The organism is Pseudidiomarina aestuarii, from assembly GCF_003987355.1.
In the GTDB taxonomy this organism is placed as follows: domain Bacteria; phylum Pseudomonadota; class Gammaproteobacteria; order Enterobacterales; family Alteromonadaceae; genus Pseudidiomarina; species Pseudidiomarina aestuarii.
In genome coordinates, this window is record NZ_PIPR01000001.1 from 1345165 (window position 1) to 1360609 (window position 15445).

The following is a 15445-nucleotide window of genomic DNA, read 5'->3' on the forward strand; positions in this document are numbered from 1 at the left end:
CAACTTGCAGCGGTTAGTTTGTCACATACAATGGCCGCAGTGAATTAGAATTCGAACAAAAAGAATAAGGTAGCATAACCGATGACTCGATTGACCTATACTTCTGTCGCTATCCTCGTGGCACTGGGTTTGAACGCCTGTGCAACCGCACCGCAGAACACCACGGCCGCTCAAGCTGAGCCGCAAGTAGCGGTACAAACCGCCGACCAAGCATTTACGACTCTTGCCGATAGTATTTGGGAACAGATGCAAGCGCAGAGCCGCTCGGCCGGCGCGGATAGTTTGCCAGACATGTCTGCCGAAGCGCTAGCCAATCGTGCTGCCGAGCAAGAAGCCTGGTTAGCGGAGTTGCAGCAATTCAATGTGGACGCACTATCACGCGCAAATCAAATCAACTGGCGAATGCTCACCTATCGACTGCAGAACAGTGTCGATGGCTTTCGGTTTAAGGAGCACTACCAACCGCTGAATGCAGAGGGCGGATTTCACAGTAACCTAGGCTTCATGGTCCGCAATAGCTCGTTGCGTTCGCTCGAAGACTATCAGAATTACCTGTCTCGTTTGGCATCTATTCCACGTTATATGGCACAGCAAACTGAATGGCAGCGCCTAGGTTTAGTAGAGGGATACACACAACCTAAAGCGTCAATGGTTGGGTTTGAAGACAGCATCACTGCCTTTATTGCGCAGAGTCCTGAAGATAGCTTGTTCTACGATCCATTCAAACAGCGCCCCAATTTTATAGCCGAAGCACAATGGACTGAACTGCAAGCCGAAGCTCGACAAATCATCGATCGCCAAGTGATACCTGCCTATCAGGACTATTTTAACTTTATGGTGATGGAGTATTTGCCGAATAGCCGTGACAGCATTGGTGCCTCGGAATTACCTCAGGGTCGTGACTATTATCAAAACCGGATTCGTCATTTCACCACGCTTGATCTCACACCCGAGGCGATTCATGAACGTGGATTAGCAGAGGTCAAACGGATCCGTGCCGAAATGGATAAAGTGATTGCCGACACCGGATTCGACGGTAGTTTCGCCGAATTTGTCGAATTCCTGCGCACCGACCCACAATTCTATCCAGAAACGGCTGAAGAATTGTTGAAAGAAGCCGCCTTCATTGCGAAGAAAGCTGACGGCGTGCTACCGCAATTCTTTAAAACGCTGCCGCGTCAGCCTTATGGCATCGCTCCAGTCCCGGCTGAAATTGCGCCCAAGTACACCACCGGCCGTTATGCTGGCACCAGCCGTGATGATCGCGCTAGTTTCTATTGGGTGAACACCTATGCCTTGGACCGTCGTCCACTCTATGAAATGGAAGCTCTGACATTGCACGAAGCGGTACCAGGGCACCATTTGCAAGGCGCATTAGCCCGTGAAATGGAGGGCGTTCCTAGCTATCGTCAACAAACTTACATTTCAGCGTTCGGAGAAGGCTGGGGCCTCTATGCCGAATGGCTTGGCTTGGAAGCCGGCTTCTATCAAGACCCATATAGTAACTTCGGTCGCTTAAGCTATGAAATGTGGCGTGCGGCACGCCTCGTTGTCGACACCGGTATGCATGCCATGGGTTGGACCCGTCAAGAAGCATTGGACTTTATGGCGAGCAACACCGCATTGAGCCTGCACAACGTGAAAACGGAAATCGACCGTTACATAACCTGGCCCGGTCAAGCACTGTCGTACAAACTGGGGGAGATGTTGATCCGCGACCTGCGCGCTAAAGCCGAACAAGAGCTCGGCACGGCATTCGATCTACGCGAGTTCCACGAAGTAGTTCTGCGCAATGGCAGCATCCCGCTGGATGTACTAGAAGCAGAAATCAACAACTGGATAAAAACACAGAAAAACCCAAAAGCGTGAAGAGCGAATAGCTACTGGTTACTAGTTACTAGCAAAGACTCGATCTGTGTTTTCTAGTAACTAATAACTAATAGCTAGTAACAAAAAAGGGGCCGAAGCCCCTTTTTTATGCGACTTGGATGGTCGGTATGATGTTCGCTTTCGCAGCAGCTTCTGCTTGGCGGAACGCATCCATCTGATCGAAGTTCAGGTATTTGTAGACCTCACCTGCCATCGAGTTGATGTCTTGCGCATACTCCATGTACTCCCCTGGCGTTGGGAGTTTACCCAAAATGGCGCCAACAGCCGCAAGTTCAGCCGATGTTAGGTATACGTTCGCTCCGTCACCAAGGCGGTTCGGGAAGTTACGAGTTGAAGTCGAGAGCACGGTTGCACCGGCTTCAACGCGGGCTTGGTTACCCATGCACAATGAACAACCCGGCATCTCAGTGCGTACGCCATTATTGGCATAGATGTTGTAGTAACCTTCTTCGCGTAACTGTGCTTCGTCCATTTTGGTCGGTGGAGCAATCCACAGACGGGTATTCAACTCGTCTTGGTTTTTCTCCAACAACTTACCCGCGGCGCGGAAGTGACCAATGTTTGTCATACATGAACCGATGAATACTTCGTCCACTTTATCGCCCGCAACTTCGCTCAGGAACTTGGCGTCATCAGGGTCATTCGGACAACAGACGATGGGCTCTTTAATATCGGCCAAGTCGATCTCAATCACTTGTGAGTATTCAGCGTCAGCATCGGCGCGCATCAAACTTGGATTCTCGAGCCATTCTTCCATTTTGCGAGCACGACGCTCTAAAGTACGCACATCGCCGTAGCCTTCGTTGATCATCCAACGCAACATGGTAATGTTCGAACGCAGATATTCTGCGACCGACTCTTCAGACAAGTTAATCGTACAACCCGCTGCTGAGCGCTCTGCTGATGCATCCGACAACTCAAATGCTTGCTCAACGGTCAAATGATCGAGTCCTTCGATTTCAAGAATACGGCCTGAGAAAATGTTCTTTTTACCGCGTTTTTCAACGGTCAACAGACCTTCTTTGATCGCGAATAATGGAATAGCGTGGACTAAATCACGTAGCGTAATGCCCGGCTGCATTTCACCTTTGAAACGCACTAACACTGACTCAGGCATATCCAGCGGCATGACACCGGTTGCCGCGGCAAACGCGACTAAACCAGAACCGGCAGGGAATGAGATACCGAGTGGGAAGCGCGTGTGTGAGTCACCACCCGTGCCCACAGTATCTGGCAACAACATGCGGTTTAACCAGCTGTGGATGATACCGTCACCTGGGCGCAAGCTCACACCACCACGGTTCATAATGAAATCCGGCAAAGTGTGTTGTGTTTCGATATCAACTGGCTTCGGATACGCAGCCGTGTGACAGAATGATTGCATGGTCAAATCGGCGCTGAAGCCTAAACACGCCAGATCTTTCAGTTCATCACGTGTCATTGGACCCGTGGTGTCTTGTGAACCTACCGTGGTCATTTTTGGTTCGCAATAAGTACCTGGACGAACGCCCGTCATACCACAAGCTTTACCGACCATTTTTTGTGCCAACGTATAGCCTTTGCCACTGTCCGCCGGTTGCTCTGGCTTCAAGAACAAATCAGATGGTCCTAAGCCCAGTGATTCACGTGCTTTTTCAGTCAAACCACGACCGATGATCAAGTTGATACGGCCACCGGCACGCACTTCATCGAGAATCACGCGCGACGCATAATCATATTCAGCAATGACGTCGCCAGCTTCGTTTTCGATTTTGCCTGCGTATGGATAGATGGTAATCACATCACCCATGTTCATTTTTTCAACGTCTGCTTCAAACACCAGAGCTCCGGCGTCTTTCATAGTGTTGAAGAAGATCGGTGCGACCTTGCTACCAATACAAATACCGCCTGCGCGCTTGTTCGGCGTGCCTGGCATGTCTTCACCAATGAACCACAGCACTGAGTTGGTCGCTGATTTACGTGAAGATCCGGTACCCACAACATCACCCACAAAAGCAACTGGATGGCCTTTGACTTTCAGTTCGTCAATTTGCTTCGCGGCGTCAGTAATGCCTTCGCGTGGCATTTTGTACATGGCTTTCGCATGCAATGGGATGTCAGGACGTGACCATGCATCAGGTGCTGGCGACAAATCATCGGTATTGGTCTCACCGGTGACTTTGAATACGGTTGCAGTGATTTTTTCAGGGAGCTCATTACGGCCAGTAAACCATTCGGCCTGCGCCCATGACTCCACCACTTCTTTGGCGATGGCATTGCCAGCATTCATTTTCTCTTCGACATCATGGAATGCGTCAAACATGAGCAGTGTATGCTTGAGTTCTTTCGCAGCTAATGGCGCTAATTCGGCGTCATCCAACAACTCAACCAAAGTCACAATATTGTAGCCGCCGTGCATGTTGCCCAGCAATTTCACCGCTGCTTCTTTGCTGATCACCGGCGACTGCGCTTCGCCCTTGACGATAGCCGCTAAAAAGCCTGCTTTGACATAAGCCGCTTCATCAACACCAGGAGGAACACGTTCTGCCAATAACTCGACGAGGAAATCTTCTTCGCCTGCAGGAGGATTTTTCAATAGTTCAACTAAATCAGCAACTTGCTCTGCTGTTAATGGTTTTGGCGGAATGCCTTCTGCGGCCCGCTCGTCAACATGCTTACGATAATCTTGCAGCACTGATGTACCCCTTCACTGTTGCGCTGTTAAAAAGTGGCGCAATTATAGGGGTTTTGCGGTGAGAATAAAATTCATCGGACAATATAAAGCAGAATGTAGCCTATAAACCCTATGAATACGCTATTGGCTATTAGTTACTGGCTGCTAGAAAACACAGATCTGCGCTTTGCGAGTAGCTAATAGCCAGTAACCAGTAACGTGGTTAGAGTTTTGTGCGGTAGTCCCTTAGGTCGCGGCGGACTTCGGGTAGCAGCAAATAGAGCGCTAAGATGTTCGGCACTGCCATCAGGAAGAACAACGAGTCAGTGATATCGACAATGGCAAGGATATCGACGGATGCAGCCATCGCGACGGTGATGCAGTAGAGGATTTTGTGGGTCAAGAGCACTTCGTAGCGCTCCCCGAACAAGTAACCCCAAGCCTTGTTGCCATAATACGAAACACTGATGACGGTGGAGAATCCGAACAAGAGAATAATCAGTGTAAGTACCCATGGGAACCAACTGAATGAGGTGGTAAATGCATAGGATGTAATTGCAATGCCATCGACATTATCGATTTGATACGCACCGGTGACGATGATCACGAGCGCTGTAATAGTGCAGATAATAACGGTGTCAATAAAGGGCTCGAGCATAGCGACAAAGCCCTGCTGAATAGGCTCATCAACTTTGGCGGCAGCATGCGCAATAGGTGACGAGCCAGTGCCAGCTTCATTGGAGTACGTCGCCCGACGGATGCCCATAATCATGACACCAATAAAGCCGCCATAAGCGGCGTCAGGTTGCAGAGCAGATTCGACAATAAGAACGAAAGCGCCGGGTATGGCTCCGGCATTCATAGCCAAAATATACAAAGACGTACCGAAATACAGCGCCAGCATGCTCGGAACTAATTTACTGGTTACATCAGCGATTCGCTTGATGCCGCCAATAATAACCACCGCGACTAAACTGCCATAAATGACACCGTAAATGATGGAATTATCAAACCCTGTAACGGTACTGAATTGTACGAAGCCTTGGTTGACGTTACCAAACGCGATAGAGCCGAATACACAAAAAACAGAGAAAACGACTGCTAATACCGCACCAAACTTCGGCCAACCGCGAGCTTTGAACGCGTCGCGCATGTAATACATTGGGCCACCGGCAATGCTGCCGTCAGGATTGATCTGACGATATTTAACTGCGAGCGAAACCTCCATGAACTTAGTTGCCATGGAGAACAAGCCTGCGATAATCATCCAGAAAGTCGCACCAGGCCCACCTAAAGTGATGGCAATGGCAACACCAGCGATATTACCCGTACCGACAGTGCCAGAAAGCGCGGTTGTTAATGCTTGGAACGGGCTAATCTCACCCGCTGAATCCTCCTTTCGGAACTTACCCCGCAGCACTTGTACTCCGTGCCAGAAACCGCGGATGTTGATAAAGCCGAGTCCTACCGTAAACACTATAGCTCCGCCGAATAACCAAATCACCACCAGTGGTATCTCGGCGCCGTTTACATTAATAGTGGCAAATACGATAGCGGCGACAGAAGCCGAAAAATCAGTAAAGGATTGGGTAAATGACATGCGTGAGTCCAGCGACGATTTGAAATTAACCATAGTCGAGATCATGGATGACCGCCATCTCGACGTGTACAGGGAACTATTTGCCTTTCTGCGTAAAGGTCGGCATGGTAGACAGTCAATCAGTTTTCAGTGATGTTCATGGAGGTCGTCAATGGATTACTTTTTGAATACCTGGGGCGAATCTGCATACACGAGTCTCGGTTTCTTCTGGATGGCTTTGTGGGCATTTGTCCTCGGCTACATGGTCAGTAGCCTCATTCAAGTCCTCATCACCAAAAATCGTATGCGCCGCGCCATGGGACGGAATGATTTGAGGTCTATTTCATTGGGGACATTCTTTGGCTTTATTTCGAGCTCTTGTAGTTTCGCTGCGCTCTCCACGACTCGCGCTCTATTTAACAAGGGCGCAGCTTTCAGCGCTTCCATGGCATTTATGTTGGCGTCCACAAACCTAGTCATTGAACTTGGCTTTGTTATTTCCATTTTTCTCGGCTGGCAATTTGTTGTGGGTGAATACGTCGGTGGCTTATTGTTGATTTTCTTTGTTTGGTTATTCATTACCGTAACAAATCCGCAGCGATTGATAGCCAGCGCTCGCAAAGATGAAGACGACGACGAGCAACATGAGCATGAAACCACATGGTCTGATCTGCTCAGTCACGATACCTGGCAGAAAGTCGGACAGAAATACGTGATGGAATGGCAGATGGTCTGGAAGGATGTGCTGATAGGTTTTACCGTTGCCGGTATTATTTCAGCTTTTGTACCCAGTGCATTTTTTGAATGGCTTTTTATGGGCGTTGGCAGCGAAGGTGAACTCAGCTTTTGGGCGGTGCTGCAACAAGCGATTATCGGACCCATAGCCGCATTTTTCACCTTTATCGGCTCCATGGGAAATATCCCGCTAGCCGCTGTTTTATATGGCGAGGGAGTCGCATTTGCTGGTGTGATGGCGTTTATTTTCTCTGACTTGGTCGTGCTCCCAGTGCTTAAAATAAATGCTCGTTACTATGGTTGGAAAATGGCGTTATACATCGCGCTAATGCTATTTATTTGTCTCGTTGCCGCTTCACTGGTCATGCATTATGGCTTGTTCGCATTGAACTGGTTACCCGATCCTTCACAGTGGTCTTCTCCCGCCGAACAAGAGCATTTTCAGTTCAACTATGGTTTTGTTCTGAATCTTATCTTTCTGCTACTGAGTTTGATTATGGTGATGCTGTGGTATCGCCACCAAAAAGCGAGTGAGCATCATCATCACGACCATGGCAGCTCAGCATCGCTCGGCGAAAAGATCATGTCGGGTCTATGTGGTATCAGCGTGTTCTGGCTAGTCGGTGGTATGGCGCTGCACCTCACCTATCACTAGCTACTGGCTACTGGCTACTAGCTATTGGTTGCTTGCTATTGGTTACTTGCTATTGGTTACTTGCTATTGGTTATTCGTTATTCGTTATTCGTTATTCGTTATTCGTTATTCGTTATTCGTTTTTTGTTTTTTGTTTTTCGCGAGTAACTAGTAACTAGTAGCCAGTAGCTGGTTTACGATTGCTTACACTTGCTTGCGAAGTTACATCGCCCTGACATAAACCTTTCACATGTTTGATCTATCTTAAGCAGTAACGGTCATGTGGGGGGCCAAGTAATGAAAACTTTAACTTTATTATCTGTATTTGCAGCGGCATTGATGAGCTCGGTAGCAGTCAGTGCACCTATTCAAACGTATCAATACGAAGCACCAATGCAGCGTTATGTGTATACCTATTCTCTTGAGAATCAGGTGGAAACGCTGGCAATTGATATTGCGAACGCGAGCAGCGAGATCATTGCCGATGCGCGTATCGATACGATTATAGAAGCGAACGAAAACGTGCAAGCCATCGGTGCTGAAATGCAATCGACTGGCTTGGTTGCGCTTCTGATTTCACCCATCGAAAGTGCGCCAGATGAGGCTCGCAGCTGGGCCCGCGATCCGTTCCGCCGAACGTACTAAATGAATTTCGAGGTGTACTTGGTTGATGAAACCGGGAATTTCGATACGCACTAAATCACCGCGTGCGAGTGCATCACCGACCAAGTCACCTGGGATAATGCCCCAACCCATGTCAGCCAGCAGCAATTCGCGTTGAGCGATTGAGTCATTCACGCGAATTCGCTGTTGGCCTGGCATACGCATCATGCGGTCCATATTAATTCCAACATCTTGATCTTGTGGCATCAACATCGGCATCTCTAACAACTCTGAACGATGCGTCGGCACACCACCAAAACGCTCTGCGAGCCGCGGCGACATCACCACAAATAACTCGAATGGGCGTACCAGTCGTGTTTCAAAATCACCGTGTTGCCGAAATACTGGCAGCCAAGGACACAATGCGAGATCAGCCTCACCTTCACGAATGGCGCGCAATGACTTTAATTGCGATTCACCACTCAACAGGAGTTCGGTAGCCGGAAAGCTCTCCTGCACTTGTCGCATGGCATTGAATAGCAGACTGGGTGAACAGGTGTGATCGTAGCTCACGCGAAGTTGCGGTTCTGCCCCCGTCTGTAACTGTTGGGTCAACGATTGTAGCCGCTGTTGTTGCCGCAGAACCTCGCGGGCTTGTCGTAAAAACTGCTCGCCCCGTGGCGTCAGCACTAATCGATAGCCCGAGCGATCAAAGAGCGGAAATCCAGCCTGCTCCTCCAACTTCTTTAAAGCCATACTGACGGCGGCTTGTGTACGATGGAGCTGATCGGCAGCTCCCTGTAAGCTGCCGGTATCGGCTAATGCATCAAGCATCTGTAGCTGCTGAATCTTCATAATTAATACTTAATATCTTGATTAGAATAATTCAATATAACTTAATATCAAACCAAGTACACTACCGTTAATGGCTACTAGCTAATGGTTACTCGTAAAGCGCCATACGAGTAACTAGTGGCCATTAGCGACTAGCGCTTTTATGTTTTGAGGGATTTAGACATGCGTTTCTTTGGACTTGTTTTGTTGCTGCTGGTTGGGTGCAGCGATGGTGCTCCAGCTAATGCGGTTGAGCCGGTTATTCAACCGGTCAAACTCCATACCGTCACCACGGGTGATGGGCAGCGCCTGCGCGACTTTCCTGCCGTTGTTGAAGCTGCCCAAGTGGCGCAACTCGCGTTTCGAGTCGGTGGTGAGATTCAAGCGTTTCCCGCGCGGGCGGGAACAGACGTGGAGCAAGGTGATTTAATCGCGCGGTTGGATCCGACCGATTATCAGTTGGTCGTCGATCAAGCTCAGGCGCGCTATGACTTGGCTCTCGCGCAGTACCAAAGAACAGAAAACCTCGTCGAACAAGGCGTCATTTCACCGCAACAATTTGATGAGGTGAAAGCGAACTTGGAAGTTTCTCGCGCAAATCTAGAAACCGCGAAAGCGAATCTGCAATACACCGAGTTACGAGCGCCATTTGCTGGTGTGATTGCGCATGTTTTTGTCGAAAATTTCGAAACCGTGCAACCACAGCGGCAAATCGCCACGCTGCAAATGAGCGATGCCATCGACATTAGTATACGGGTACCGGAAAGCTTATTTGCACGAGTGCAGCGCAATACCAACAATAACTATCAACCGGATGTCATCTTCGCTGCGGATCCAGAGCAAGCTTACCCAGCGACTCTGAAAGAGTTCGATACCACCGCCGATCCGGCAACCAACACCTATAAGGTTGTCTTTACCTTGCCAAGTCCAACTGAATTCAACGTTTTACCGGGCATGTCAGCGACACTTAGGGTGGACATGGATGCGGTATCACAACAGTTAACGAATGCGTTGTTAGTTCCAACGACGGCGCTATTCTCTCCGAGTGAAGTGGAACAGGCACAGGGTTATTTTGTTTGGGTCTATAACGATCAGTTAGGCACTGTTGCCAAACGCGCCGTTGAAACTGGCGCAGTGACCAACCAAGGTGTTGAAATCACCAGTGGTCTCAGCGCGGGTGAGCAAGTAGTGACTGCTGGTGTATATCAACTCAATGAAGGACAACGCGTGCGGCCTTGGCTGCGGGAGCGGGGCCTGTGATCAATATAGCTCGCTATAGCATTAAACGCAGCACCACCAGTTGGTTGCTGGTGGTGATTTTACTGCTCGGTGGCATATTTGCGCTGCAACAAATGGGACGTTTAGAAGACCCTGAATTCACCCTCAAACAAGCACTTATTATTACTCCCTACCCTGGCGCTACCGCTCAGCAAGTCGAAGAAGAGGTCACCTACAGACTCGAGAACGCGATTCAAGAAATGAGTGAGGTCGACCACATTACGTCGATATCACAACCGGGCCTGAGCCAGATTCAAGTGGAAATCCAAACCACCTATCGAGAGGAGGATATGCCACAAATTTGGGATCAGCTTCGGCGTAAAATTTCGGACAATCGGCGTTATCTCCCCCCGGGTACCGGCGAGCCGATAATTCGGGATGATTTTGCTGATGTATATGGTATTACGCTGGCGGTGACCGGTGCCGGCTATACGTATCAAGACATCGCTGACTATACCGACTTTCTGCGGCGCGAATTGGTCCTGGTAAAAGGTATCGGCAAAGTGACCGTGGCAGGTAAGCAAGATGAACAAGTGATCGTCGAAGTATCGCGGTCTCGGTTAGCGAATGTGGGCATTGCCCCCCAACAGGTGGTAAACCTTCTCCAGACCCAGAATGCGGTAAGTGATGCGGGTCGAATTCAGATTGGTAGCGAGCGCCTGCGAATTCAAACCAGCGGCGAGTTTGCCACTGTGGATGATTTAGCCAATCTGCTCATCAGTAATCCTGGTGCCGATGAACGCATTTTACTGCGTGACGTCGCCACGATCAGTCGCGAATATAAAGAAATACCGACGCATCTTGTTCGCTATCAAGGTGATCAAGCACTGTGGTTGGGCATTTCCTTCGCTGAAGACGTCAATGTGGTCACCGTGGGCGAGCGCATTCAGGCTAAGCTTGACGAACTTAAATACGCGCAGCCGGTAGGGATGTCTATTCACTCGATTTATAACCAACCTGCTGAAGTCGAAAACTCCGTTCAAAGCTTTCTCATTAATCTTGCCGAGGCCGTTGTCATTGTTGTTGTTGCCCTGCTCCTCAGTATGGGCCTGCGCAGCGGCGTGTTAATTGGCAGCGTGTTACTACTGACAGTGCTGGGTAGCTTTTTGTTTATGTATCTGGCGGATATTCAACTGCAACGCGTGTCTCTTGGAGCACTCATTATTGCACTCGGGATGTTAGTTGATAACGCAATCGTCATTGCTGAAGGCATGCTGGTTGGGGTTCGGCGCGGGTTGACTCGCATCCAAGCGGCGGCGCAAGTGGTACAACAGAATATGTGGCCGCTGTTAGGTGCAACCATTATTGCGATTATTGCGTTCGCGCCCATTGGCTTGTCGAAAGATGCCAGTGGTGAGTATGCCAACTCACTATTTTGGGTTTTATTCATCTCGCTGCTCTTGAGTTGGTTTACCGCACTCACGCTCACCCCTTTTCTCGGCAATTTATTGTATCGATCGGATGCGCGTGCCCGCCGCGCCAGTGACTTGGCTGACGATGACAATGTCTACGACCATTGGTTTTTTCGAGCCTATCAACGGGCCCTATTGGCCTTTTTAAATTGGCGTAAAACTACCATGCTGGTGATGCTTGGGCTCCTGGTTTTAGCTGGGGCTGGGTTTAGTACGGTGAAGCAGTCGTTTTTCCCACCCTCAACCACACCAATTGCCTATGTCGATTTGTGGTATCCGCAAGGCACTGACATCCGAGCAACGGAGCAATTCGTAAGGCAGTTGGAGCACTATTTACTGGAACGCCATAGCAATTCCGGTGAGCTTGAGTTTGTCGCCACGACCATTGGGCAAGGTGGTCCGCGAATGACGCTGACTTACATGGTCGAAAAAGCCTATGAAAGCTATGCGCAGTTGATTCTTCGCGGCGCCGATATGGGTGCGCTGGAGTCAGTCCTACTCGACTTCGAGCAGCATTTGCAGGCGGAACAACCGAACGTCGAATTCAAATTTAAGCCGGTCGAGATGGGGCCCGCACAGGCAGCCAAAATTGAGGCTCGTTTTATTGGTCCGGATCCAGACGTATTGCGGCAACTGGGTGAGCAAGCGCGCGACATTATGGCGGCCGACCCAGGTGTTCGAAATTTACGGGATAATTGGAGACAACGCACAAAGATTCTTGAACCCCAATTCAACGAGGCATCGGCACGTCGTTTAGGTATTACCAAAGCCGATGTGAATGATGCGCTCAAACGAAATTTTTCCGGGCAAACGGTTGGCGTATTTCGTGATGGTACGGATTTATTACCCATTGTTGTGCGCGCCCCTGCGGTGGAGCGCACCGACCTCAACGACTGGTCTGAACTACAAATTTATAGTGCGGCACTGAATCAATACATTCCACTAGGTCAAGTGGTTTCGGCTATTGATCTGGGTGTTGAGGATAATCTAATCATGCGTCGGGATCGCAAACGCACACTGACGGTCATGGCTGACCACGATATTTTTGGTGATGAAACGCCTGCGCAAGTCTTACAGCGGGTTCGCCCGGCTATTGAAGCGATTGACTTGCCGCTCGGGTATGAGTTGCAGTGGGGTGGTGAATTCGAAGCGTCACAAAAAGCCACCAAAGCGGTTTTCCAAGCGCTGCCGTTAGCCTTTTTAGTGATGTTTATCATTACTGTATTGCTGTTCAGCTCAATTCGCCAAGCCGGTGTGCTCTGGACCACAGTTCCGCTAAGTATTATTGGTGTGACCTTGGGGTTAGTAGTCACTGGACAACCATTCGGCTTTATGGCGCTGCTTGGCTTTCTTAGTTTGTCGGGTATGCTGATAAAAAATGGTGTGGTGTTGCTTGAGCAAGTTCGCATCGAGCTCGCAACTGGCAAAGCTGAAATGAAAGCCTTGGTGGATGCCGCGGTCAGTCGTGTGCGACCCGTAGCAATGACCGCGGTCACGACCATTGTTGGCATGTTACCGTTGCTGTTTGACGACTTTTTCGCCAGTATGGCAGTAGTGATTATGTTCGGATTAGGTTTCGCGACTATGCTGACTCTAATCGTTGTTCCTTTAATGTATGCCATGGTGATGCGAGTGAAATGATTCGGGCGCGCTGGTTCCAACTTGTCGGAAGTCTTGCCGTAGTGCTGTGGCTAGCTGGTGAACAAACCGGCTGGTGGCCAACGCAATTACTGCAACGTTTGGAATGGATGAGTTACGACATTCGCGTCAACCAAACACTGTCAAACCAAGCCCCGCAAGAGTTTGTGCTGATTGATATTGATGAAGCTAGCTTGCAAGCTTATGGTCAGTGGCCCTGGCCACGACAACAATTGGCGACACTGGTTGAAAAGTCTTTTGACGACTATCAGCTACAAATGCTCGGTTTTGACTTAGTCTTTGCGGAGCAAGAACAAAATCTACTCGCTGCGCAATGGCAACAGTTACAACAGCGTATTCCAGTTTTGTCATCGGAACCATTACCAGCCACCGGTGATGACGCTTTAGCACGAGCGATAGCGAGTTACCCGGTGGTCACCGGTTTCTATTTTGAGCGCTCTGATACCGCAGCAGCGAGCACAGGGATGTTGCCCACTCCGCTTGAAGTCATCGCCACCGACGCTTCAGCTCCTCTCAACGAATTACCGCTCGTGCGTCCCGACCGGTATGCAAGTAACATCAAAGTTCTTCAGGAGTCCGCTTGGGCTGGCGGTTTCTTTGATAACCCTACCGTCGATGCCGATGGGATCTTCCGTCGCGTTCCGCTCGTGCAAGAATTCAATAACCAGCTGTACCCGAGCCTGCCATTAGCAATGGTCCGAACCCTTCTGGGCCAAGCTCCGGTGACACTGGATACGCACTTCGAAGGTGGATTGTGGCAACTGGAAGGCTTGGATATGGGAGGCTTTTATTATCCAACTGACCCGTCAGCTGCGGTTCTAGTGCCGTGGTATGGTGGTCTGGATACGTTCGAGAAGGTCTCAGCAGCAGCCATTCTGCGCGGCGATCCTGATGTTGCGATGAAGCTTCAAGATCGGATTGCCATTTTGGGCACATCCGCACCCGGACTTATGGACCTGCGCGCCACACCCGTTGCCAATGTGTTTCCGGGAATGGAGATTCACGCTTCGGTGTTAGCGGGTCTGCTTACCATGAATTTCAAAAGCGAACCCGGCTATGCGGTCGCGATTACGTTCCTCGGTTTATTCCTATTAGGTCTGATTTTAAGTTGGCTGTACCCGCGACTACCAGCATTTGCGCTGGTGGTAACAAGCCTCGCTGTACTGATTGTTCATATTGGCGCGAACATGTTCGCTTGGAGCCAAGGCCTGGTTTTACCGGTCGCTTCTGGGGTGCTGTTGATTGTGTTGTTGACCGGTTGGCACCTGACACTGAATTTTTGGCGGGAGAGCAAAGCGAAACGCCAAGTTGCCTCGCAGTTTGGCATGTATGTGCCACCTGAATTGGTTGCGGATATCGTTGCCGCACCCGATGCGCAAGATCTCACTGGGCAAGAGAAAGAATTGACGGTGTTGTTTTCGGACATTCGCGACTTCACCTCGTTTGCAGAGAACATTCCGCCAGCCCAATTAACCGCAGTAATGAATCAATTATTGTCACCAGTCACACGTGCTATTCACGAACATCGTGGCACCATTGATAAATATATGGGTGATGCCGTGATGGCGTTCTGGGGGGCACCTCTAGCTGATCCAAAACATTCACTGCACGCGGTTCAAGCTGCCATCGCAATGCAACGAGCTCTCAGAAGGACGAATCAAGAATTCATGGCAGCTGGCTTACCCGAATTGGCTATGGGAATAGGTATTCACACTGGCGTCATGAATGTTGGCAATATGGGCTCTGACTTCCGCATGGCTTATACCGTACTTGGCGACAATGTAAATTTGGGTTCTCGTATTGAAGGACTCACCAAAAACTATGGTGCCGAAATACTGATTAGTGATGATACTTTGCAAGCTCTGGGAGATGATCATGACTTCAGTATTCGTCCAGTTGACTTGGTCCGAGTGAAAGGGCGCGAGACACCCGTTATGCTGTTTGAAGTAGTGTTGGACCCTGAACAGCAAGCTACCATTGCCCAAGTTCAGTTTGCTTGGCAGTGTTATCGCAACCGCGACTTTGCGGAAGCGGAGCGAGCCTACCATAGTCTTGCGAATGATCCGCTCGGTTTGCTCTTTGCCGAGCGCTGCAACTATTATCAGGATAACCCACCGTTACCTGAGTGGGATGGCGTATTTACGCATCAACAAAAGTAGGTCGAGGTC

Annotated in this window: 9 protein-coding genes; 6 read left to right on the forward strand and 3 right to left on the reverse strand. The window is 49.8% G+C overall.

What is annotated here, in order from left to right:
• Positions 1-81: 81 nt before the first annotated feature.
• Complete coding sequence (locus CWE22_RS06160; RefSeq protein ID WP_169930470.1) at positions 82-1869, forward strand: DUF885 domain-containing protein; 1788 nt, start codon at positions 82-84, stop codon at positions 1867-1869.
• 106 nt (positions 1870-1975) lie between these two features.
• Here CWE22_RS06160 and acnB read toward each other — a convergent pair whose 3' ends face one another.
• Positions 1976-4564 carry a bifunctional aconitate hydratase 2/2-methylisocitrate dehydratase gene (gene acnB / locus CWE22_RS06165; protein WP_169930471.1) on the reverse strand — a complete coding sequence of 863 codons (2589 nt, stop codon included), beginning with the start codon at positions 4562-4564 and terminating at the stop codon, positions 1976-1978.
• Between the two features lie 202 nt (positions 4565-4766).
• Complete coding sequence (locus tag CWE22_RS06170; RefSeq protein WP_244595965.1) at positions 4767-6143, reverse strand: alanine/glycine:cation symporter family protein; 1377 nt, start codon at positions 6141-6143, stop codon at positions 4767-4769.
• A gap of 151 nt (positions 6144-6294) precedes the next feature.
• On the opposite strand from CWE22_RS06170, the gene CWE22_RS06175 reads away from it, so the two are divergent.
• On the forward strand, positions 6295-7512 hold the full coding sequence (locus tag CWE22_RS06175) for a permease (RefSeq protein ID WP_169930472.1): 1218 nt from the start codon (positions 6295-6297) through the stop codon (positions 7510-7512).
• Between the two features lie 276 nt (positions 7513-7788).
• Positions 7789-8136, forward strand: a complete 348-nt coding sequence (locus CWE22_RS06180) for a hypothetical protein (protein WP_169930473.1) — start codon at positions 7789-7791, stop codon at positions 8134-8136.
• Here the strand turns inward: CWE22_RS06180 and CWE22_RS06185 are convergent.
• On the reverse strand, positions 8068-8949 hold the full coding sequence (locus CWE22_RS06185) for a LysR family transcriptional regulator (protein ID WP_169930474.1): 882 nt from the start codon (positions 8947-8949) through the stop codon (positions 8068-8070). The genes CWE22_RS06180 and CWE22_RS06185 overlap by 69 nt on opposite strands.
• 162 nt (positions 8950-9111) lie before the next feature.
• Between CWE22_RS06185 and CWE22_RS06190 the strand changes: the two genes are divergently transcribed.
• The 3 genes from CWE22_RS06190 to CWE22_RS06200 are packed head-to-tail and all read left to right on the forward strand — an operon-like array spanning position 9112 to position 15436.
• Complete coding sequence (locus CWE22_RS06190; protein ID WP_169930475.1) at positions 9112-10188, forward strand: efflux RND transporter periplasmic adaptor subunit; 1077 nt, start codon at positions 9112-9114, stop codon at positions 10186-10188.
• Positions 10188-13259, forward strand: coding sequence for an efflux RND transporter permease subunit (locus CWE22_RS06195; RefSeq protein WP_169931043.1), 3072 nt, complete (start codon positions 10188-10190; stop codon positions 13257-13259). The genes CWE22_RS06190 and CWE22_RS06195 overlap by 1 nt, the downstream gene beginning before the upstream one ends.
• Complete coding sequence (locus tag CWE22_RS06200) at positions 13256-15436, forward strand: CHASE2 domain-containing protein (RefSeq protein WP_169930476.1); 2181 nt, start codon at positions 13256-13258, stop codon at positions 15434-15436. Before CWE22_RS06195 ends, CWE22_RS06200 begins: the two co-directional genes overlap by 4 nt.
• Positions 15437-15445 lie beyond the last annotated feature (9 nt).